The organism is Sphingobium sp. DC-2 (genome assembly GCF_000722555.1).
Lineage (GTDB): Bacteria > Pseudomonadota > Alphaproteobacteria > Sphingomonadales > Sphingomonadaceae > Sphingobium > Sphingobium quisquiliarum.
Genome location: NZ_JNAC01000051.1, coordinates 88,715 through 110,503 on the forward strand (window position 1 = coordinate 88,715; position 21,789 = coordinate 110,503).

General features: G+C 66.5%; 21 protein-coding genes. 18 read left to right on the plus strand and 3 right to left on the minus strand.

Features of this window, described 5'->3' with window-relative positions; translation table 11 throughout:
* Positions 1-106 precede the first annotated feature (106 nt).
* The 7 genes from cofE to npdG all read left to right on the plus strand — a co-directional run bounded on the left by cofE (position 107) and on the right by npdG (position 7,533).
* Entirely contained in the window at positions 107-853 is a 747-nt protein-coding gene (cofE, locus tag ET21_RS0111220) for a coenzyme F420-0:L-glutamate ligase (RefSeq protein WP_030539754.1), read from the plus strand.
* Complete coding sequence (gene cofD, locus ET21_RS0111225) at positions 850-1,791, plus strand: 2-phospho-L-lactate transferase (protein WP_030539755.1); 942 nt, start codon at positions 850-852, stop codon at positions 1,789-1,791. Before cofE ends, cofD begins: the two co-directional genes overlap by 4 nt.
* Positions 1,788-2,363 (plus strand): 2-phospho-L-lactate guanylyltransferase, encoded by a 576-nt coding sequence (gene cofC / locus ET21_RS0111230; RefSeq protein WP_030539756.1) that lies wholly within the window; start codon positions 1,788-1,790, stop codon positions 2,361-2,363. The genes cofD and cofC overlap by 4 nt, the downstream gene beginning before the upstream one ends.
* A gap of 105 nt (positions 2,364-2,468) precedes the next feature.
* The gene (locus tag ET21_RS26610) at positions 2,469-3,398 is read left to right on the plus strand and encodes a phytanoyl-CoA dioxygenase family protein (protein WP_051768124.1); all 930 of its coding nucleotides are present in this window, start codon (positions 2,469-2,471) and stop codon (positions 3,396-3,398) included.
* A gap of 196 nt (positions 3,399-3,594) precedes the next feature.
* Positions 3,595-4,446 carry an LLM class flavin-dependent oxidoreductase gene (locus tag ET21_RS0111240; protein ID WP_237751542.1) on the plus strand — a complete coding sequence of 284 codons (852 nt, stop codon included), beginning with the start codon at positions 3,595-3,597 and terminating at the stop codon, positions 4,444-4,446.
* Between the two features lie 82 nt (positions 4,447-4,528).
* Complete coding sequence (gene cofH, locus ET21_RS0111245) at positions 4,529-6,862, plus strand: 5-amino-6-(D-ribitylamino)uracil--L-tyrosine 4-hydroxyphenyl transferase CofH (RefSeq protein WP_237751544.1); 2,334 nt, start codon at positions 4,529-4,531, stop codon at positions 6,860-6,862.
* The gene (gene npdG, locus ET21_RS0111250) at positions 6,859-7,533 is read left to right on the plus strand and encodes an NADPH-dependent F420 reductase (protein ID WP_030539760.1); all 675 of its coding nucleotides are present in this window, start codon (positions 6,859-6,861) and stop codon (positions 7,531-7,533) included. The genes cofH and npdG overlap by 4 nt, the downstream gene beginning before the upstream one ends.
* 90 nt (positions 7,534-7,623) lie before the next feature.
* Here npdG and ET21_RS28180 read toward each other — a convergent pair whose 3' ends face one another.
* The 3 genes from ET21_RS28180 to creD form a co-directional block, all read right to left on the minus strand.
* Positions 7,624-7,797, minus strand: coding sequence for a DUF6771 family protein (locus ET21_RS28180; RefSeq protein ID WP_193378973.1), 174 nt, complete (start codon positions 7,795-7,797; stop codon positions 7,624-7,626).
* 128 nt (positions 7,798-7,925) lie between these two features.
* Positions 7,926-8,093, minus strand: coding sequence for a hypothetical protein (locus tag ET21_RS27680; RefSeq protein WP_156029125.1), 168 nt, complete (start codon positions 8,091-8,093; stop codon positions 7,926-7,928).
* A 365-nt stretch (positions 8,094-8,458) separates the two neighbouring features.
* A complete protein-coding gene (creD, locus tag ET21_RS0111260; protein ID WP_030539761.1) occupies positions 8,459-9,868 on the minus strand; it encodes a cell envelope integrity protein CreD in 1,410 nt (469 codons plus the stop codon).
* Between the two features lie 158 nt (positions 9,869-10,026).
* Here creD and ET21_RS0111265 point away from each other — a divergent pair, with 158 nt between their 5' ends.
* The 11 genes from ET21_RS0111265 to ET21_RS0111315 all read left to right on the plus strand — a co-directional run bounded on the left by ET21_RS0111265 (position 10,027) and on the right by ET21_RS0111315 (position 21,778).
* Positions 10,027-10,938 (plus strand): LysR family transcriptional regulator, encoded by a 912-nt coding sequence (locus ET21_RS0111265; RefSeq protein WP_030539762.1) that lies wholly within the window; start codon positions 10,027-10,029, stop codon positions 10,936-10,938.
* 69 nt (positions 10,939-11,007) lie between these two features.
* Positions 11,008-12,243: an amidohydrolase family protein gene (locus ET21_RS0111270; protein WP_030539763.1), complete on the plus strand. Its 1,236-nt coding sequence runs from the start codon at positions 11,008-11,010 to the stop codon at positions 12,241-12,243.
* A gap of 25 nt (positions 12,244-12,268) precedes the next feature.
* Positions 12,269-13,747: a bifunctional 3-(3-hydroxy-phenyl)propionate/3-hydroxycinnamic acid hydroxylase gene (locus ET21_RS0111275; protein WP_030539764.1), complete on the plus strand. Its 1,479-nt coding sequence runs from the start codon at positions 12,269-12,271 to the stop codon at positions 13,745-13,747.
* Complete coding sequence (locus tag ET21_RS0111280) at positions 13,744-14,175, plus strand: heme-binding protein (RefSeq protein WP_030539765.1); 432 nt, start codon at positions 13,744-13,746, stop codon at positions 14,173-14,175. Before ET21_RS0111275 ends, ET21_RS0111280 begins: the two co-directional genes overlap by 4 nt.
* Entirely contained in the window at positions 14,172-15,071 is a 900-nt protein-coding gene (locus ET21_RS0111285; RefSeq protein WP_030539766.1) for a VOC family protein, read from the plus strand. The genes ET21_RS0111280 and ET21_RS0111285 overlap by 4 nt, the downstream gene beginning before the upstream one ends.
* Positions 15,071-15,895 (plus strand): fumarylacetoacetate hydrolase family protein, encoded by an 825-nt coding sequence (locus tag ET21_RS0111290; RefSeq protein WP_030539767.1) that lies wholly within the window; start codon positions 15,071-15,073, stop codon positions 15,893-15,895. The genes ET21_RS0111285 and ET21_RS0111290 overlap by 1 nt, the downstream gene beginning before the upstream one ends.
* A gap of 24 nt (positions 15,896-15,919) precedes the next feature.
* The gene (locus tag ET21_RS0111295; protein WP_030539768.1) at positions 15,920-18,220 is read left to right on the plus strand and encodes a TonB-dependent receptor; all 2,301 of its coding nucleotides are present in this window, start codon (positions 15,920-15,922) and stop codon (positions 18,218-18,220) included.
* A 17-nt stretch (positions 18,221-18,237) separates the two neighbouring features.
* Positions 18,238-19,083: an alpha/beta hydrolase gene (locus ET21_RS0111300; protein WP_030539769.1), complete on the plus strand. Its 846-nt coding sequence runs from the start codon at positions 18,238-18,240 to the stop codon at positions 19,081-19,083.
* A gap of 20 nt (positions 19,084-19,103) precedes the next feature.
* Positions 19,104-20,414, plus strand: a complete 1,311-nt coding sequence (locus tag ET21_RS0111305; protein ID WP_030539770.1) for a family 1 glycosylhydrolase — start codon at positions 19,104-19,106, stop codon at positions 20,412-20,414.
* A gap of 27 nt (positions 20,415-20,441) precedes the next feature.
* Positions 20,442-21,362 carry an alpha/beta hydrolase gene (locus ET21_RS0111310; RefSeq protein ID WP_030539771.1) on the plus strand — a complete coding sequence of 307 codons (921 nt, stop codon included), beginning with the start codon at positions 20,442-20,444 and terminating at the stop codon, positions 21,360-21,362.
* Positions 21,359-21,778, plus strand: coding sequence for a hypothetical protein (locus ET21_RS0111315; protein WP_030539772.1), 420 nt, complete (start codon positions 21,359-21,361; stop codon positions 21,776-21,778). Before ET21_RS0111310 ends, ET21_RS0111315 begins: the two co-directional genes overlap by 4 nt.
* Positions 21,779-21,789: the final 11 nt, after the last annotated feature.

The following is a 21,789-nucleotide window of genomic DNA, read 5'->3' on the forward strand; positions in this document are numbered from 1 at the left end:
CGGAGCGGCAATTGCGATTCCGGCTATGCGCGGGAGGAAGGATCACCATGGCGCAGCCCCGATCGAACGCCCTATTCACTGGCGCGCCGCCGATCTATAGCGGGCCATGATCGCAATTCATCCCCTGTCCGATCTGCCGGAAATCCGTGCCGCCGACGACTTGCCGCTCCTGCTGCGCCACTCCCTTGAAAGCGCCGGTCTGTGGCCGCCCGCCGCCGGAGACGTGCTGATCGTCACGCAGAAGATCGTGTCGAAGGCGGAGGGCCGCCTTGTCGATCTGGAGACGGTGGAGCCCGGCCCGGCGGCGGTGGAACTGGCCGCAACCGTGCGCAAGGACCCGCGCCTTGTCGAACTGGTCCTGCGCGAAAGCAGCGCGGTGGTGCGCGCCGTGCCCAATGTGCTGATCACCCGCCACCGGCTGGGCCATGTGATGGCGAACAGCGGCATCGACCGGTCGAATATCGGCGCGGGCGGCGGAGAGCAGGCGCTGCTGCTGCCCGAAGACCCTGACGCGTCGGCGCTGGCGCTGCGTTCCGCGCTGGGCGGCGAACTGGCGGTGGTGATTTCGGACAGTTTCGGCCGTCCCTGGCGTCATGGGGTCGTGGGCGTCGCCATCGGCGCGGCGGGCCTGCCTTCGCTGGTCGATCGCAGGGGCGGGCAGGACCGCGACGGCCGCCGTCTGGAAGTCACGCAGATCGCGCTCGCGGATCAGGTCGCCACCGCCGCCACGCTGGCCATGGGCGAAGGGGACGAAGGGGTGCCCGCCGTCCTGATCCGCGGCCTGCCGGTCCCGGCGGGGGAAAGCGGCGCCCGCGCCCTCGTCCGTCCGCTGGAAGAGGATCTGTTCCGGTGAGCGGCCGCGTCACCGTCCTGACCGGCGGCGTGGGGGGAGCCAAGCTGGTGCTGGGCCTGATGCAGGCCGCCCAGCCCCGCCAAATCACCGCCATCGTCAACACCGGCGATGATTTCCGTCATCTGGGCCTCGCCATCTCCCCCGACATCGACACGCTGCTCTACACCTTATCGGGCAAGGCCAGCGCGGCGCAGGGCTGGGGACGCGAAGGCGAAACATGGACCTTCATGGACGCGCTCAAGTCTTTGGGGGGAGAGGACTGGTTCCTGCTGGGAGACGGCGACATGGCGTTGCATGTCCTGCGCACGCATTGGCTGGCGCAGGGCGAGACGCTGAGCGCCGTGACCGCCCGTTTCGCCGCCGCATGGGGCCTTGACCTCTCCATCCTGCCGATGAGCGACGATCGCGTGGCGACGCATGTGGCGGCTGATGGCGGCGAACTCCCCTTCCAGCGCTATTTCGTCGAGCAGCGCTGCGCCCCCGCCGTCCGCGCGATCCGCTTCGAAGGGGCGGAGCAGGCCCGCCCCGCGCCGGGCGTGATCGATGCGATCGGCGATCCCGAAGCCCGCGCCATCCTGATCGCGCCGTCCAACCCGTGGCTCAGCGTCGATCCCATATTCGCGGTGCCCGGCATCCGCGATGCACTGGCCGCCGCGCCCGCGCCTGTCGTCGCCGTCTCGCCGATCGTCGGGGGTCAGGCGGTCAAGGGCCCGACCGCCAAATTGATGGGCGAACTTGGGCTTGAGGTAAATAATCAGGCGATCGCCGCCCATTATGCGGGCATCATCGACGGGCTGCTGGTGGATGAGCGCGATGGCGGCGAAGGGCTAGCGATCCCCCATGACATCGCCGACACGCTGATGAAGTCGCTGGATGATCGCGTCCGGGTCGCGCGCGCGGCGCTGGCGCTGGCGGACCGGATCGCTGCCGGGCGATGAGCTGCTGGATCGTCATCCCGATCAAGGAACCCGCCGCCTGCAAGACCCGGCTCGCGCCCGTGCTGGACGAGGCGGGACGGCGCGAACTGGTGGCGGGGATGCTGCGGCGGACCTTCGCGGCGGCAAGCGAGGCGGGCGGCAAGGTGCTGCTCCTTGGTCCGTCGCGCCATGGCCTGCCCGGCGAGGTTCCCCTGCTGGCCGACGCAGGCCTTGGCCTCAACCCCGCGCTTGAAGGGGCGAAGCGCGTAGCGCTGCTTGAGCGCGTCGACCGGCTGGTCCTGCTGTCGGCCGACCTGCCGCTGGTCACGGCGCAGGATGTCGCGGCGCTCGCCGCCCTTCCCCCGGACGTCCTTGGCGCTGCGCCGGACCGGGCGGGCCTTGGCACCAACGCCCTTTCCCTTTCCCTTCCCGCGGCGGCGGACTTCCGTTTCCACTATGGCGAAGGCAGCTTCGCCGCCCATCGGCAGGAAGCAGCGCGGCACTCGCTGCCCTTCCTTCCCATCGTCCGCCCCGGCCTCCAGTTCGACATTGACGAGGCGGCGGACCTGACCGCCAGCGCTCATCCCGGCTAGACGAACGCGCACGGCTTTGCGACAACCGGCGTTGCAATAAAGCGGCGCGCGGCTAACATGCGGGCGAGGCCGGTAACTGGCGCAAATCATAAATGGAGACGGACAATGGCGGTAGGCAACGCAATCAAGCAGCAGGTGCGTCAGACGGGCATGGCGGACCCGCGTCCCGTCAAGCCGCTGGAATTTGACGGTCCGCTGCCCCAGCCGACGAAGGACATGCAGCAGATCCGCGCCGATCTGGACCGGGCGGGCTATGCGATCGCGGCGGAGGTGATCACGGCGGCGAAGGCGCGCGAGATGCGTGACTTTCTGGCGGCGGAAATCGCCCGCGACGAAGCGATTGACGAGGAACGGGTGCGCCGCTTCTACACCGACAGCGACGACCTCAACCGCCGCATGTCGGGCGCTGAACTGGTCAACCGCCATGCCTTCTTCCGCGACATATTGGAACATGAACTGCCCTTGCAGATCACGAGGGAATTGCTGGGGCCGCAGACCCATAATGAATCCTATCTGATCCACAGCTATGGCGCGAACGTCACGCGTCCGGGCAGCGCGCAGCAGGCCATCCATCGCGATCGTGGCGGCAATGTGCCGCTCAGCGCCGGGGCCGCCCAGACCCGCTTCATCTGGTGCCTCGACGATTTCGTCGAGGAAAATGGCGCCACCCGCATGGTGCCCGGCAGCCATCGCGATACGGAGCCGCAGTCCTGGACCGTGCGATATGAATCCGTGCCTGCCGAAGCGCCCGCCGGATCGGTGCTGATCTATACCGACATGCTGCTCCACGGCACGGGCTCGAATGTGTCGTCCGGTCTGGAGCGCGCGGGCGTCATCGTCGGCTATTGTCCGCCCTGGTGGAAGCCGATGATCAATTTCCCGATGACCACCGATCCGCAAGTCCTGAAAGGATCGTCCACGACGCTGCGGCAGCTGCTGGGCTACAGCTCCGTTGCGATCGGCTTCGACGAACCCTGGACCCATGCGCCCCAGGCGGTGAAGGACCTGCTCGTCACGCCGACCATGGAATGGTGAGCAAGCCGCTGTAGCGGCCTTCCACAGCGCAGCGAAAGATTCACGCCTGTTTCTACGCAAACAGGCGTGAATCGGCTGGCGCTAACCCGCGAATGCGGATAGAAACCGCTTCCGGCAGCAGAATCACCTGCCGCGGGGCCACCCCCATCGCGCCAAAAAACGGGAGAGCAGGATGCGATTTCACTATGCAGAAAGCATGACCCCCATCGCCAATTATATTCCCCTGGCGCAGGCGGCCGAGGCGAACGGCTATGCCGGTTTCACCATCCCCGACAGCCTCATCTATCCGCAGGCGTCCGATACCAGCTACAGCTATACCGACGATGGCGGCCGCGAATTTCTGGAGAACAAGCCCTTCATCGAAAGCTTCATCCTGGCGACCGCGATCGGCGTCGCCACGAAGACGCTGGAAATGACGACCAATGTCGTGAAGCTGCCCGTCCGCCCGCCGCTCTATTCGGCCAAGCTCGCCTCTTCGATCGCCGCGCTGACCGGCGACCGTTTCAACCTGGGCGTCGGCCTGTCGGTCTGGCCGGAGGATTACGCCGCCATGGGCGTCCCCTATGCCAAGCGCGGCAAGCGCTTCGACGAATGCATCGCCATCGTCCGGGGCCTGTGCGCGGGCGGCTATTTCGAATTTCACGGCGAATTTTACGATCTGCCCCCGGTCAAGATCAATCCCGTCCCCGGCAAGCCCCTGCCGATCCTGATCGGCGGCTTTTCCGACGCGGCGCTGAGGCGCGCGGCGCAGAATGACGGGTTCATGTATGCGGGCGGCAATGGCGGCACCGACGAACTGGCGGGCATGGTCGCCAAGATCAACGGCTACCGCGCCGAAGCGGGAACGCAGGACAAGCCGTTCCGCCTGTTCGCGACGGCGATGGGCAGGATCGATGCCGATGCGGTGAAGCGGCATGAGGATCTGGGCGTCACCGACATGCCGGTCGCGTTCCGGAACCTCTATGCGGTGGAGGAGGACACGCAGCCCCTGTCCGGCAAGATAGACGATCTCAAGCGCTTCGCCGACGAGGTGATCGCGAAACTCTGAGCGCGAAGGCCCCATGAGCAAGCCTCTCCCCAGCGAAGCGGAACTGCGGCGCATGGCCGCGCGCGAGCCGCTCGACGTGCTGATGGCGCGCGCGGCAGCGGTGCGCGATGAAGGGTTCGGCGCGCTCGTCACCTATTCGCGCAAGGTGTTCATCCCCCTGACGCGCCTGTGCCGGGACGTCTGTTCCTATTGCACCTTCGCCCGGCCGCCCCGTCCGGGGGAAAATTGCTACCTGACCCCGGACGAAGTGCTGGCGATCGCCCGCGCGGGCGAAGCGGCGGGGTGCCGGGAGGCGCTGTTCACGCTGGGCGACAAGCCCGAACTGCGCTACCGGGCGGCGCGCGAAGAACTGGCGCGGCTGGGCCATGCCAGCACCATCGACTATCTCGCCGCGATGTGCCGCCTCGTGCTGGCGGAAACCGGCCTGTTCCCCCACGCCAATCCCGGCGTGATGACGGCAGCGGACATCGCCGCACTGCGCGACGTCACCATCTCGCAAGGGCTGATGCTGGAAGGGACGGCGGAAAGCCTGACCGCGCGGGGAGGCCCGCATTTCGGCTCCCCCGACAAGATGCCCGCGGCGCGGCTGGAAACCATCCGGCTGGCGGGCGAAGCGCGCGTGCCCTTCACCAGCGGCATATTGATCGGCCTGGGCGAAAGCCGCGCGGAACGGATCGACGCGCTGCTGGCGCTGCGCGGCCTGCACCGGCAGCATGGCCATATTCAGGAAATCATCGTCCAGAATTTCCGCGCCAAGGCGGACACCCGCATGGCCTTCGCGCAGGAGCCGGACCGTGACGAACTGCTTTGGACGATCGCGGTGGCAAGGCTTGCCTTCGGCGCGGAAATGACGATCCAGGCGCCGCCCAATCTTGCGGGCAGCGGCTTTGGCGCGCTGATCGCGGCGGGCATCAACGATTGGGGCGGCGTGTCGCCGGTGACGCCCGATCACGTCAATCCCGAAGCGCCCTGGCCCGCCCTCACCCGTCTGCATGACGAAACGCAGGCGCATGGCGGCATCCTTGCCGAACGGCTGGCGGCGCATCCGCCCTATCTGCTCGACCTCGACCGCTGGCAGGCGCCCGGACTGCATGGCCGCCTGCGCGAAGCAATCGACACGCACGGCCTGCCGCGCGTCGACGGGTGGCGCGTGGGGGCCGCGATGCCTGTCCCCGCCCTGCATCTCACCAGCGCTCGCCAACCCCGCGACCCGCGCGTTGCTGGGGCGCTGACGGCGCTGAGCCGTGGGGAACCGCCCCAAGAAGCCACCGTGACGGCCCTGCTGGGGGCGCGGGGCGAGGACGTAAGCGCGGTCTGCGCCGCCGCTGACAGGCTGCGGGCTGCCACAGTGGGCGACGCGGTCAGCTTCGCCGTCAACCGCAACATCAACTACACCAACATCTGCTTCCACAAATGCGCCTTCTGCGCCTTTTCGAAGGGTAAGACCGCCGCCGAGCTGCGCGGCCCGGCCTATGATCTCGACTTGGCCGAAGTCACGCGCCGCACGGCGGAGGCATGGGCGCGCGGCGCGACCGAAGTGTGCATGCAGGGCGGCATCCATCCGCGCTATACCGGCCAGACCTATCTTGATCTGCTGGCGGCGGCAAAGGCTGGCGCGCCTAGCATCCATGTCCACGCCTTCTCGCCGCTGGAGGTGCGCCACGGCGCGGTCTCGCTCGGGATCGGGGTGCCCGCCTTCCTGTCGATGCTGCGCGACGCCGGGCTGGGCAGCCTGCCCGGCACCGCCGCCGAGATATTGTGCGACGATGTGCGGGACAGCCTGTGCCCCGAAAAGCTGACAGCGGGGGAGTGGCTGGACACGATCGAGGCGGCGCATCAGGCTGGCCTGCGCACGACCGCGACGATCATGTACGGCCATATCGAACGCGCGGAGCATCAGGCGCGCCACCTGCTCGCGATCCGTGCCTTGCAGGCGCGCACTGGCGGCTTCACCGAATTCGTGCCCCTGCCCTTCGTCGCCATGGAAGCGCCCATCTATCTGAAAGGCCGGGCGCGTCCCGGCCCGACTTTCCGTGAGGCGGTGCTGATGCATGCGGTCGCCCGTCTGGTGCTGCATCCGCTGATCCCGAATATCCAGGCGTCCTGGGTGAAGATGGGCGAAGCGGGCGTGCGCGCCGTCCTGGCCGCCGGGGTCAATGATCTGGGCGGCACGTTGATGGACGAGAGCATTTCACGCGCGGCGGGCGCGGCGCACGGTCAGGAATGGCCGCCTTATGTCATGGAGCGCGTGATCCGGGCGGCGGGCCGCACGCCTCGCCAGCGCGACACGCTCTACCGCGCGGTTCCGGCCGAACGCATGGGGGCCGGGCGGAACGCAGCGCCGCTGGCCGCCGCAGAACAGATGCCGCCACGGCGGCGGCAGCACAGAGTTTTGGAGGTAATCGAACGAGCATGACGCACGCAAAGCCAAGCATCGCGGTTCTGGGCGGCACCGGGCATGAAGGCGCTGGCCTCGCCGCGCGCTGGGCGCGGGCGGGGTACAGGGTCGTGATCGGCTCCCGCGACGCCGCGCGCGCGGCCGAAGCCGCCGGCGAGCTTGCGCGCGCATCAGGCGGCGATGTGACCGGCGCCAGCAATGCCGAGGCGGCCGCCGCTGGCGAGATCGTCGTGATCGCCGTGCCCTACGCCGCGCAACGGGCGCTGGCGCGCGAGGTGCGTTCCGAAATCGAAGGCAAGATTCTGATCGACGTCACCGTCCCGCTCATGCCGCCCAAGGTCGCACGCGTGCAACTGCCCGAAGGCGGATCGGCGGTAGAGGCGCTGCAACGCGAACTGGGCGAAGGCGTCCGCGTCGTCTCCGCCTTCCAGAACGTCGCCGCGCATCAGCTCTCCACCCTGGACGAGCCCGTCAATTGCGACGTGCTGGTCGCTGGCGACGATGTCGACGCGCGCGAAACCGTGTGCCAGCTGGCAAAGGCGATCGGCATCACCGCCTGGCACGCCGGGCCGCTCGCCAATTCAGCAGCGGCGGAAGCCCTCACATCGGTCCTGATCGCCATCAACAAGCGCTACAAGGTCGCGAACGGCGCAGGCATTCGCATCACCGGCATTCCCGGCCAGCCCTGATCCGGTCACCCGCTCGAAACGGACATCAGGCCGGGCAGGCGATGCGGGATATGTCCCGCGCATAGGGCATCGCGCCCCGGCCGGATGCCCTCAATCCTTCCCGGCCTGCTTTCCGCCATGGGCCAGCCCATCAGCGACTATCGCCGCCAGCGTTTCCTCGGCCCGGCTGCGAACCGCTTGATCCTTGGAATCAAGGTCATGGCGGAGCCATTGGGGAGCGCGCTCTATCACGCTCAGGATGATGGCCTTTGTCGTGTCGTCCATTGCCGGAGCTTATGGCGGCTTCACCGGACTTTGCAATCAACATCCGTTTACGGCCGCCACAGGCTGGCTTGTGATGAAATCGCCAAAACCACGCTCTGAGGGCAAGGACGCCGACCGCGGCCAACAATCTACCCTCTCGACGTCTTGCGTGGTTTGAATGCCGGTCCCGCATTGGCGTCAGGACGGGCAATCCCCTCCAGCGCGGCGGCGCCATAAAGCGCAGCAGCAGCCTGGAGCAGGGAGACGGGATAACGGGATGGGCCGGAATTGCGGTCGCCAAGGGTTCGTTCAGGCATGATGCCTCCTTCTCCCGCGCTCAGGCGCAGGCATGAAAGGATGGAGAGGGGCAGACAGGATCGCGCACGCGCCCGGCCGCCATTTGGGTCACGGCCCCGGAAGGCGGGGACTCAGGCCTGCATTGAAAATTCGCGCATCGCTTCACTCCCAACATGGTGGGGGAACACGATCCTGGCGTAGCCGCCCTGGCTCGTGCGCTTTAGCCGTTGGTCACGCGGAGCAAGCTGCATCCCTTCAAAAGCCGCGGGCCTGCCAATGTCATCATCCGGTGCGAAGCCACGCACACCGCAAAGGCATTCTCTACATAGCAAGTAGAGTTTTTAGCGCAAACCAAGATTTCCTTAACATCCGCGAAAGCTGGGTTTCACAACGGCTTCCCTTGCCCGACATTGCTCCAATCCACATTGCGCGTCGCGTACATCACGCTTGCAAGCGCGATCAGCAGCAGGACCGATCCGATGAGCAGCGACCATGCCTCCAGATTGAGGAGCACGAATAGCAATGCGTAAAGGCCGGTCAGCAACGCTCCTATGAACTGGCCGCGTTTCCAGCTTTTCAGGACTGCTGCGCTATAGGCGGAAAGCAGGGCGATGATCGTGCCCGCGCCCGCGATATAGGCGGCGGTGAACCCGATCAGTTCGGCGAAGGCGAGCAGCAGCACGAAGAACAGCACCAGCGCCGCGCCGGTCAGCAGATATTCCGCCGCCGCGACACGCGCGCCGCCGACGATGTCGAACAGCAGGAACGCCAGAAAGGTGAAGCCGATGAACAGGAAGCCATATTTCACTGACCGGTCCACCTTGGAATAAAGGTTGACCGGCTCGACCAGCCCGACGGTGACGGCCTGCGAACTGCCGCCGATGGCTTCCGCAGGCCGCGCGGCCGTCACGGACAGGCTGACCGGATCATCCAGAAGCGGCGGCCCCAGATCCTCCATCGCCACGGGCGGCTGGCCCAGCGCCAGCTTGTCGATCGCATAATGCGCCGCGAACCCCTTGTCCGAAATGTCGCGCTTTTCCGGCAGGAAGGCACCGCCGAAACTTGGGCTCGGCCAGCTTGACGACACGTCCCACCGGGTCGTGCCGCCGCGCGGCACAAGGCTCAATGACCGGCTGCCGCGCAGGCCGAAATCATAGGCGACGCTCAACTGCCCCTCGCCCGTCCAGGGGAGGAAGGCGAAGAAGCCCTGACCGCCTGTCGATCCCGGTCCCTTGCCCGGCTGCACCGCCAGCGCCTTGCCCCCGGCGGACAGGGAACCGCCATTGGTCAGCCCGCGCGCGTCCGAAGCGCCCATGCGCAGTTCCGCGCGCTCCCACAGCAACCGGTCGGCGGAGATGCCGAAGCGCGGCAGATCCTGCGGCAAGGCAAAGCGCGCGGTTCCCTTCACCCGCGCATCATACAACACGCTGCGATAGATGGATTTGCGCCGCTCCTCCGGCCCGACGGTGGTGGTGACGATATTTTCGACCGGCGAGATGTAGAGCAGCTTTTCGACCTCGACCGCGCGGGACACGGTCTGCCCGTTGACCTGTTCCGATTGCTGCTGCGTGGTGCGAAAGGGGACGACGATCACCGGGCCAGCGATGATCTGCGGCCCGCCCCACCCCGCATTGATGGCGTCCTGCGCGGTCCGCGACTGGTTCTGCCGGTCCCAGACAAGCGCATAGACCAGCATCAGGGGCACGATCAGCGCCAGCGCGACCAGGGCCGCGAACAGGAGCTTGATGCCGGGCGAACGCGCCTTGCGCGCGCCTTCAACTGAACCTTCGGTCACATCCGCTCCTCTGCAATCCGGTTCGCAAGTGATCCGTATAGGCAGCAGCGGGGCGCAGGCATAGACCCGCTGAGCCGTGGGCTGCCACAAGGTTTGACCCGCTTTCGCAAAGCGCGCTAGTCAGGCGGTCTCGCGAGACAGGAGAGGCGCGGCCGAACATGATCGATCCCAAGGCGCTTCGCACCTTCCTGGCCGTGTGCCGCGCCAATTCGATCAGCGGCGGCGCAAGGCTGCTCAACATATCGCAGCCATCGGTCTCCATCGCCATCGCCCAGCTGGAGCAGTCGGTGGGCACGCCGCTGCTGGAACGGTCGCGCGCCGGGATCGCGCTGACGCCGGAGGGGCGCGTCCTGCTCCGCCGCGCGCAGGCGCTCGACAGCCTGATCAAGGATGCCGATGAGGAACTGCGCCTCTTCAAACGCGGGATCACCGGGCCGCTGCGGGTCGGCGGAACGCCCGGCGCGCTGGTCAGCCTGCTGCCCGGCGCGGTGCGCTATCTGGAGGAAGAGGTCGGCGACTTCGCGCTGCACGTGATGGAACGGGCCGATTCCGATCTCGCATCGCTGCTGCGGCAGGGGGAAATCGAACTCGCCTTCGTCACGACCGGCATCGACGTGCCGCCCGATGATCTGGATGAGCTGACCCTTTCCCAGGACCCCTTTTCCCTGATCGTCGGACGCGCCAATGAGCATCTGCCCAGCCAATTGTCGTTGAAGGAAGTGGCCGGCCTGCGCTGGGTGCTGCCCGAAGCGCGCGGCGCTTTCCGCCGGCAGATCGACGCGCTGTTTCTGGCGGCGGACGCCCCGGTGCCGCGCGACAGCATCCGCTGCGATTCCCTCCTTTCGACCAAGGCGATCGTGCGCAGCACCAGCCGCGTCACCATCTTACCTAGGCAGGTCGCCGCCGCCGAACTGTCCATCGGCGTGCTGCGCGCCATCGCTGTCAAGGAAGCCGTCTTCCCGCGCAGCATCGGCATAAGGAAGATCAAGGGCAGGCCGCTCACGGGCATGGGGCAGCGGCTGCTGGACTATCTCATCCATAGTTCTGGCCTATATCCTGCCCAAGAATGATTATTTTTCCTTGATGGAAATTTGGCGCATGACGTCCCCGCCAGAATGACAAGGCCGGGAGAGTGGAACGTGCGGCAGCTTATCCATGATGTGCGCATCTTTGACGGGACAGGCAGCGCGCTCGTTCCCGGAGCCGTGCTGGTGGAAGGCGACAGGATCGCCGCCATCCTGTCCCCGTACGCGGATCTCGACGCCATCGCCGCCGATGTGCGGATCAACGGCGGCGGCGCAACGCTCATGCCCGGCATGGTCGACGCCCATTGCCATCTCAGCTGGGGCTCGTCGGTCGAGAAAATCTACCATCAATTCCTCCTCCCGGCCGATGAGCTGAAGGCCGCCGCCTGGCGCAACGCCCGCGTCCTGATCGACCATGGCTTCACCAGCGCCTATTCCGCAGGCGCGCTGGGCGAGGATATCGAACCGGACCTCGCCCGCGCGATCGAAGCCGGGGAAACGCCCGGTCCCCGCCTCGTCCCCTCGACGCTGGAGCGCAGCCCGGAGGGCGAGGAAGGCGTGGAGACCGGCGACGTCTTCAACGGACGCGGCCCCGATGCGATGCGCGCTTTCATGGCCCATTGCCGGGACACCGGCGTCAAGTCGGTGAAGCTCGTCATCTCCGGCGAAGATGCGCTCAAGCCCGGCTCGGCGCAGGACATTCTCTACACCGAAGAGGAAATCGAGGCCGCAGGCGAAGCCGCCAGGGCGAACGGCCTCTGGATCGCCGCCCACAGCTACAGCGGCCGCGCCATCAGCCTGGCGATCAAGGCTGGCGCGCGCATCCTCTATCACTGCTCCTTCGCCGATGAAGCCGCGATCGACTTCATGGCAGCGCATAAGGATGATTTCTTCTACGCGCCCGGCCCCGGCGTTTCGGTCGCCGCGCTGGAGGCTGCGCCCCCGCCCCATATCGACATGCGCGCCATGAAGGATAGCGCCACCGAACGGCTGCAACTGGAGGCGAACATCGTCCCGGAACTCAAGCGCCGGGGCGTTCGCATCCTCATAGGCGGCGATTATGGTTTCCCCTTCAATCCCCATGGCCGCAACGCCCGCGACCTCCAGCATTTCGTGGATTATTACGGCTTCACCCCCGCCGAAGCGCTGAGCGCCGCCACCATGCTGGGCGGCCAGTTGATGGGGCAGCCGGTAGGCCTTGTCCGCGAAGGCTATCTTGCCGACCTGCTGCTGGTGGACGGCGATCCCACGCAGGATGCCGCCATCCTTCAGGACCCGGCGCGCCTTATCATGATCATGCAGGGCGGCCGGATGCACAAGGCCCCGGCCGCCCGGACGGCCACGGCCTGAACCAAAAAGCGAGCCATTCGACACAATGTTCGACGTCGCCATCATCGGATGCGGCCCGGTAGGGGCATTTGCAGCGAACCTGCTGGGACAGGCGGGGCTTTCCATCCTGCTGGTGGAAAAGGAAGCGCATCCCTATCCCCTGCCCCGCGCCGTCCATCTCGATCATGAAATGATGCGCCTGTTCCAGTCGGCGGGCGTGATCGGCCGGGTGGCGGGCGACATGCGCGATACCGAAGGCCATCTGCATGTCGGCGCGGATCACGGCGTCATCCGCTACATGGGTACGGTCGGCCGCCCCCGCCCTTTCAGCTGGTCCAGCGATTATTTCTTCTATCAGCCCGAACTGGAGGAGCATCTTCGCGACGCGCTGACGGACCTGCCCAATGTGCGCCTGTGCTTCGGATCAGCCTTCGAAACGCTGGAACAGGGGGAGGATGGCGTCACCCTGACGCTGCAAGGCGGCCGCAGGGAACGCGCCCGCTACGTCATCGCCTGCGACGGATCGCGCAGCACGGTCCGCAAGACGCTGGGCGTGACGCTCGACGATCTGGATTTCGAGGAACCCTGGCTGGTGGTCGATGCCGAGGTGGACGGCCCTGTCCGCTTCCCGGACCTGTGGGGCGTGCCCGAAGCAGCCGACCTGCAAAATCTGTCGGTGATGATGTGCGATCCCCGTCGTCCCGCCACCATCGTGCCCGGCCGGGGCAATCACCGCCGCTGGGAATTCATGCTCCTTCCCGGTGAGGATGATGCCGCGATGATGGAGCCCGCCGCCGTTACTGCCCTGCTCGCCCCCTATCTGGACGGCGTGCCCCACCGGATCGTCCGCGCGGCGACTTACCGCTTTCATGGCCTCATCGCCGATGAATGGCGCAAGGGGCGCGTCTTCCTGGCCGGGGACGCCGCGCACCAGACGCCTCCCTTTTTCGGTCAGGGCATGTGCCACGGCCTGCGCGACATCGCCAACCTCGCCTGGAAACTGGAACTGGTGCTGGCGGGCCGCGCGCCCGAAGCCTTGCTCGACAGCTATCAGGCGGAGCGTGATCCGCATGTGCGCGCCGTCATTTCCGCCGCCGTGGACGCGGGCCGCTATATCTGCATGCTCGATCCCGGCGCGGCCGCCACGCGCGACGCCAGGATGCGCGATGCGGCCAGGGACGTGCCGCACGGCACCGCCGCCGACCTCATTCCACCCATCGAGGCGGGCATCATTGCGGCGGGGACGCCGGGCGCGGGCGAACGGTTCATCCAGCCCACCGTCGCAGGCCGCCTGCTGGACGACATGACCGGCGGCGGATGGCGTCTTTTCACCCGTATTCCCGCCGGTGCCCCCGATGGAGTGACAGTCGTCCCGACCGCCGGTCTCGACGACAATCATGCGATCGATGACTGGCTGGACGCGCAAGGCGCAGAAGCCGTGCTCGTCCGCCCCGACCATTATGTCTTCGGCACCGGCGAGCCTGCCGACCTCATCACCATATGGGAAGGAAAGCTCCGGCCATGACAATCACCCTGGCCCAGGCCCGTTCGATCATCGACGCCGCGCTCGCCCACGCCCGCGCGCAGGATGCACAGCCGCTCGCCATCATCATCCTGGACGCAGGCGCGCACCCCGTCGCCTTCGCGCGTGAGGATGGGGCCAGCCTCTTCCGCTTCGACATAGCCAGGGCAAAAGCCTCGGGCGCACTGGGGATGGGGGCGGACACACGGACCATCGCGACCCGCGCCGCCTCCAACCCCGCCTTCTTTCAGAGCGTGGTGGCCGTCACCGGCGGCCAGCTCGCTCTGTCACCCGGCGGCGTCATCATTCGCGATCTGGAAGGGCGAATGATCGGCGCCGCCGGGACCAGCGGCGACACCGGCGACATGGACGAAGCCTGCGCCATCGCCGGGATCACCGCCGCCGGCCTTACTTACGGAGCGCAATCATGAAGCTACGCAGCATCGAACTGGCGCTGCCCCACGCCGCGGAGGCCGCCGCTTTCCTGACCGGCATATGGGGCATGGCCCCTGCCGAAGTCCGGGGCGGCACCCATTATCTGCGCGGTTCCGGCCCCTTCCCCTATCTCGTCGCGCTCGAAGAGTCGGCGGAGCCCTATGTCCGCTCCACCACCTTCACCTGCTCGCCGGAACGGCTGGAAGACCTCAAAGCCAGCATCGCGCGCGCCAAGCTCCCTGCCCGGCCCGTCACCTCGGAAGATCCCGGAGGCGGCCATGGCATCATCGTCGAACTGGCCGAGGGCGAACTGTTCCGCTTCCTCGCCGATGCGAGCGAGGCCGCCCCGCTCGAAGGCAAGGACCTTCCCGTAAAGCTCACCCACGTCGTGTTCAACGCGACCGATGCCGAAGCCACCGGCGCCCTGATCGAACAAGCGCTGGGCTTTCGCGTCTCCGACCGGACGAAGGGCATGGTCTTCGTCCGCTGCAACGAATCCCATCACTCGACCGCCTTCGCCCGCGCGGGCTTTTCCTCGCTCAATCACATCGCCTTTGAGATGGCGGACATGGACGCGGTGATGCGCGGCATCGGCCGCCTGCGCGACCATGGCATGGCCCCCGCCTGGGGCCCCGGCCGCCATGGCCCCGGCGCGAACGTCTTCGCTTATTTCATCGCCCCCTTCGGCCCGGTGATCGAATTTTCCACCGCCGTCGAAAAGGTGGCGGACGACTATCAGCCGGGCGCGCCGGAAGACTGGACCTGGCCCGAAGGCCGCATCGACCAGTGGGGCATGTCCGACAAGGATTTCGCAGGGCTCCGCGCCGCCGAGGAAAAATTCCGCCACCGCCGCGACTGGACCCCGCAGCCCCTCAATGAGGAACAAGCCTGATGCGTTACATGAGCTTCCGCCGCCCGGACGGCACTCCCAGCTTCGGCCGTCTCGACGGCGGCACGATCATCGAACTCACCGGTGCGCCCAGCCTGAAAGCCGCGCTCGCCGCAGGCAATCTCGCGAGCCTCGACGAAGGCAGCCGCTACGACCGTGCCGACATCGTCCTGCTGCCGGTCATCCCCGACCCGGCCAAGATCCTCTGCGTCGGCCTCAACTATGCCGAGCATGTGAAGGAAACCGGCCGCGAGCAGAAGGAGCATCCCGCCATCTTCGTCCGCTATGCCGACAGCCTCGTCGCGGACGGCCAGCCGATGGTGAAGCCCAGCGTCACCAGCCGCTTCGACTATGAAGGCGAGCTCGCCGTCATCATCGGCAAGCCCGCGCACAAGGTCGCCCGCGCCGACGCCATGGCCCATGTCGCTGGCTACGCCTGCTTCAATGATGGCTCCGCCCGCGACTGGCAGCGCCATAATATCCAGTTCACCCCCGGCAAGACCTTTCCCGGCACCGGCGGCTTCGGCCCCGCGCTGGTGACGCCGGACGAGGCGGGCAGCCTCGCTTCGCAGCGCGTCCAGACCCGCCTCAACGGGGAACTGGTGCAGGATCAGCCGATCAGCGACATGATCTGGGATATCGCCACGGTCATCGAATATATCTCCGCCTTCACCCCCTTAAGCCCCGGCGACGTCATCGCCACCGGCACCCCCGGCGGCGTTGGCGATAAGCGCCAGCCCCAGCTCTACATGAAGGCGGGCGACAAGGTGGAAATCAGCATCGGCGTCATCGGCACGCTGACCAATCGCATCATCGACGAACAGTAAATAACAAGGGGAGAGGAAAACATCATGCGCAAGTTCACCACACATATAGCGCTGGGCAGCGCCAGCCTGATCGCGCTCGCCACGCCCGCCATGGCGCAGGATACCGCCACGGCATCGCCGCAGGCATCGGAAGACGCGTCCTCGGACATCATCGTCACTGCCCAGCGCAAGGCGGAAAAGGTGACGGAGGTGCCGATCTCCATCACCGTCGCCAATCAGGCGCAGCTGGAACGGCAGCAGGTCAACACCCTCAATGACCTGAACCGCGTCGCGCCCAGCCTTGAAATCCAGCAGGCGCCCGGCCAGAATACCGGCGGCGGCGGATCGATCCGCGGCATCGGCACCCAGACCTTCTCGGCAGGCGCGGTCGCTTCGGTCGGCGTCGTCGTGGACCAGGTCAGCCAGGGCAATGCGAACATCAGCGACCTGTTCGACGTCAGCCGCATCGAAGTGCTGAAGGGTCCGCAGGGCACCCTGTTCGGCCTCACCACCTCGGCGGGCGTCATCAACATCACCACCAACGCGCCCGATCCCAGCGGCTTTTCCGCCCGCCTGCGCGGCGAACTGTCCGACGCGGGCACCGTTGGATCGAAGTTCGGCAATCAGGTGCTTCAGGGCGTCGTCAACATCCCCCTCGCCCCCAACGCCGCCGTTCGCGTCTCCGGCGTCGCCAACTTCCGCCAGGGCGTCAACCGCAACGCGACCACCGGAAAGCTCAACGACAATGACCGCTGGGGCGTTCGCGGCCGCCTGTTGTGGGAGCCCACGGACAATCTCATCGTCAACCTGATCGGCGACTATGCCAAATCCCGCGCGGAAAATGGCGGCGACTTCTTCACCTTCGTGAAGACCAGCGGGCCGGGCACGGCGCTTGGCGGACTGCTCGCCGATCCGGTGGGCATCACCGCCCGCCTTGCAAGCTGCGGCGTCACGCCGCGCGAGGGCAATCAGGATTATTGCACCAGCCAGTCCTATGTCGGCCACACTGAAAATTACGGCGGCTCGCTCCAGCTTGATTATGACGCCGATCCCTTCACCATCACCTCCGTCACCGCCTATCGCCGCAGCAGCGAAACCGGCTTCGGCGCGGCGAGCTTCGTTTTCCGGGGTGACCCGCTGGAACTTCAGGTTGCCAACGGTCCGGTCAACCGGCGGCTGAGCCTATTCACGCAGGAATTCCGCATCTCCTCCCCATCGGATCAGTTTTTCGAATATACCGCTGGCGCTTTCTTCTCGCATCAGAAGCAGACGCGCGATCCTGAAACGCTGGCGGTTACGGTCGTGCCCTTCCCCGGTCTCGTGATCCCGATCACGTCCAATCCGGGCGCGGACGACACGATCATCGACCGGTCGCTGGCCTTCTTCGGCCAGGGCACCTTCCACCTGACGCCCGCCCTGCGCCTGATCGCGGGCGGCCGCTACACGACCGACCGGCTGTCATTGGACCGCTTCAATTACGCCCCCGAATTCGCCGCCGATCCGGTGCAGAAGGAGGTTCTGGACGTCGATAATTTCTCCTGGAAGCTGGGCGCTCAATATGACCTCGCCCGTAACATGATGGTCTATGCAACCGCCGCGCGGGGGTTCAAGGGCGGCCAGATCGCCACCCCGGCTTCCAGCGCCGCCAATCCGCGCCTGCCCTATGTCGTGCTGCCGGAAATCCCGACATCCTATGAAGCAGGTCTCAAGGCGACGCTGTTCGGCGGCTGGGTCGCCGACCTCAGCATCTTCTACAGCAAGATCAAGAATTTCCAGGCGCAGCAATGCACGGTCGACAATACGGGCGTCATTTCCTGCGATCAGCGCAACATCAACGGCGTGAAGTCACGGGGCGCGGAAATCAACTTCTTCGGCAAGGTCTTCGACGGCCTGTCTCTGAACACCGGCTTCATCTATGCCAAGGCGACCTATCCCGGCGGCTTCCTCGGCACCGACAGCACGAATATCGGCGGCACCCAGCTTGCCTATGCGCCCAAATATAAATTCACCCTGTCGGGAGAATATGAGGCCCCGGTCACCAGCAGGTTCAACGGCTTCCTGGCCGTCGACACCGTGTGGAAGTCGCGCGTCCGCTATGAAGCCAATTCGAACCGCGAAACGACCTTCCGGCCGCATTGGCTGGTCGGCGGGCGGATCGGCATCCGTACGGAAGATGATCGCTTCAGCGTGGCGGTGTTCGGGCGGAACCTGTTCAACGTGCATGAACCCTCACTCATGCAGAGCGCCTTCCCCTATACGACGGACACGGGAGAACAGAATATCGGCGCGATTTACGGTCCCCAGTCCTTCCGTCAGGTCGGCTTGAGCTTCGACGCCAAATTCTGATGAAGGAGAGGCCGCGCATGGACATGGCAGCGAAAATCGCGGCTCTGGGCCAATCCCTTGGCCCCGATGTGCTGCAATCCGTGCGCGATCTCTTCACCGAAGAACAGGAGAGGCTGGCCGCATCCCAGCCAGCCTCCTTCACCGGCATCTCCTACGGCCCGCACGAACGCCACCGCCTCGACCTCTACGCCCCCCAAGGCGCACTCTCAGCGCCCATCCTCATCTTCCTCCACGGCGGCGGCTTCCTGAAAGGCGACAAGGGCAGCGCAACTAACTGGCCCAACGCCAATGTTGGCCGCATGGCGGCGCAGTCTGGCTTCGTCGGCATCGTCCCCAACTACCGCCTCGCCCCCGATCACCAGTGGCCCGCAGGCCCCGAAGATGTCGCATCCGTCATCGCCTGGGTCAAAGCCAATGCCGCGCAGCATGGCGGCGATCCCGGCCGCATCGTCCTCGCCGGAACCTCGGCAGGCGCGGTCCATGCCGCTGGCTATATCAAGCGTTCAGGCACCGCCGATATCCGCGCCGCCATCCTGCTGTCCGGCCTCTACGGCTACACCCCGCTCGATGAACGCGACACGCTCTATTATGGCGACCCGTCCCTCTACCCCGGCCGCATGCCGCTGGAGGCCGTGGCCTCCACCACCCTGCCCCTCTTCATCGCCTGCGCCCAGCATGACCCCGCCCGTTTCCAGCAGGAATTCCTCGCCCTGCTCCAGGACCGTCTTGCCCGGCACGGCACGATGCCGCGCGCCATGATCGTCAGCGGCCATAACCACTACAGCCTGCCCATGCATCTCGGCACGGCCGACCGCCGCCTTGCCGACGAAATCAGCGCCTTCATTCACGACACAACAAACTAAACCCAAATAGGGAGAGAGACATGATCGACCGCCGGACCCTGCTCGCCACCGGCGCGGCGCTCGCCGCCAGCCCCGCGCTCGCCGCCGCCGACAGGCTGAGCAACCGCAGCTTTCCGCAAGGCTTCCTCTGGGGCGCCTCCACCGCCGGGCATCAGGTCGAAGGCAATAATGTCGCCAGCGACCAGTGGCTGCTCGAAAATATCCAGCCCACCATCTACTCCACGCCCTCCGGCGACGCCGCCAACAGCTTCGCCCTTTGGCCGCAGGACATGGACCTCGCCAAGGGCATGGGCCTCAACAGCTATCGCTTCTCGCTCGAATGGGCGCGCATAGAGCCTGAACCCGGCCTCTTCTCCATCGCCATGCTCGACCATTACAAGCGCATGATCGCAGGCGCTCGCGAGCGGGGCCTGAAGCCGGTCGTCACCTTCAACCACTTCACCGCGCCCCGCTGGTTCAGCGCCATGGGCGGCTGGACCAACAGCGAAGGCATCCGGCTTTTCGCCCGCTTCTGCGACCGCGCCGCCCGGCATCTGGCGGATGGCATCAGCCACGCCATCACCTTCAACGAGCCGAACATCCTCCTCGTCCTGCGCGCCGTCGTCCTGCCGCCGCAGGTGCTCGAAGCGCAAAAGGCCATGCTCGCCGAAGCCGCCCGCCGCATGGGCACGCCCAAATTCACCGCCCTTAACGCCGCCAACATGGACGATCTCAACGCGATGCAGGCGAACCTCGTCCCCGCGCACAAGGCCGCAAGGGCCGCGATCAAGGCGGTGCGCGGCGACCTTCCCATTGGCCTCTCCCTATCCATGTTCGATGATCAGGCCATCGGCCGCAACAGCATCCGCGACGCGAAGCGGCGGGAGCTTTACGGCAACTGGCTCGAAACCGCCCGCGCCGACGATTTCCTGGGCGTCCAGAATTACGAGCGCAATATGTGGAGCGGCAAGGGCAAGCTCCCCCCGCCCAGGGGCGCGCAGCTCAACTATAGCGGCGCGGAAGTCTACGCTCCCTCCCTAGCAGGCGCCGTCCGCTACGCGCATGAGGCGGCTGGCGTCCCCATCTTCGTCACCGAACATGGCGTGGGGACAGATGATGACAGCATCCGCGCGCGTTTCATCCCCGCGGCGCTCGCCGAACTGCAAAAGACCATCGCGTCCGGCGTCCCCGTCATCGGCTATTCCCACTGGTCGCTGATCGACAATTTCGAATGGATCTTCGGCTATCGCCCCAAATTCGGACTGCACAGCTTCGACCCGCAGACTTTCGCCCGCATTCCCAAGCCAAGCGCGGCTGTCTACGGTGCCATCGCGCGCGCCAATGCGGTCTGACGGAACATAAGAGAGGAGACCTGATCGATGAAGCATCTGGCCCTGGCCGTCCTGGCTCTGGCGATCGCCGCCCCCGCCGCCGCGCAGATGAATATCGAGCCTGCCGCCAGGCCGAAGCTCGCCGAAATCCCGCTCTACCCCGCTTCGAAGGATGCGGACAGGGAGCAGTGGGAGCGTATCAGCGGCAGATATGGTAACGTCGTGATCGACAACCGGACAGTCCGCAACGTCACCCGCCCGGCCATCACTCCCTATCTGCCCGATCCCGCCAAGGCGACCGGCGCGGCCGTGGTGGTCGCGCCCGGCGGAGCCTTCATGTCCCTGTCCATGTCGAGCGAAGGGGAGGATATCGCCCGCTGGTTCGCTGATCAGGGCATCGCCGCCTTCGTCCTCAAATACCGCCTCAACGAAACGCCGCGCGATCCGAAGGCTTTCATGGCCGCGCTGGGCCAGCGCATGGCCCAGGCCGCCCGCAACCGGGCCGGAGCGGATGTCAAGGAACCCCGCGCCACCCAGGACGCGCTCGCCGCCCTCGCCCTGATCCGCAGCCGCGCGAAGGAGTTCCGCATCGATCCCGCCCGCACCGGCATGATCGGCTTTTCCGCTGGAGCCATGACGGCCTTGAACGCCGCGCTGGAAGGAAAGGGCAGCGCCCGCCCCGCCTTCATCGGCTATATTTACGGCCCGATGACCGCCGTTGCCGTACCGGCCGATGCGCCGCCCATGTTCGCAGCCATCGCGATGGACGATGGCCTGTTCAAGAATCAGGGCTTCGCCATCGCCGAAGCCTGGCGCGACGCCCGCCGTCCGGTCGAGCTGCACGCCTATGAACGTGGCGATCACGGCTTCGGCATCGGCCGCCCCGGCACCACTTCCACCGGCGTCCTGCCCCAATTCGCCAGCTGGCTGCGGATGCACGGACTGCTGAACAAAGACACGCCCCAGTGACCGGGGCCATCTCGATCCGGCGCGAGGCCGCGATCAGCTTCCTCATCAATGCAGCGCTCAGCCTTGCCTTTTTCACCGGCACCTTCGGCCTTGCCTCCCGGCCCTTGAACTGGGGCGCGCCCGGCGGCCTGGCGTTCGACTTCATCCCCCAAAGCGCCGCCGTCGCGCTGATGAGCGCCCTTGTCCCCCCGCTCCTCGCCCGGCGGCACTTGTCCGGCCGGCCACTGCGCCCCGTCCTGCTACGCGCCCTCCTGCTCGCGGCCGGCGGCGCGATGCTGGGCGGCCTGCTTGCCTTCTTCACCCGGACCAACGCCCCCATCGCGCTCCCCGCCGCCCTCATCCTGAAGCTCGTCTATGGCGGCACGCTCGGCGCGCTCGTCACCACCGTCGCCCTGCGAAGCCTTCTCCGCCCCTGACCATCAGAGGA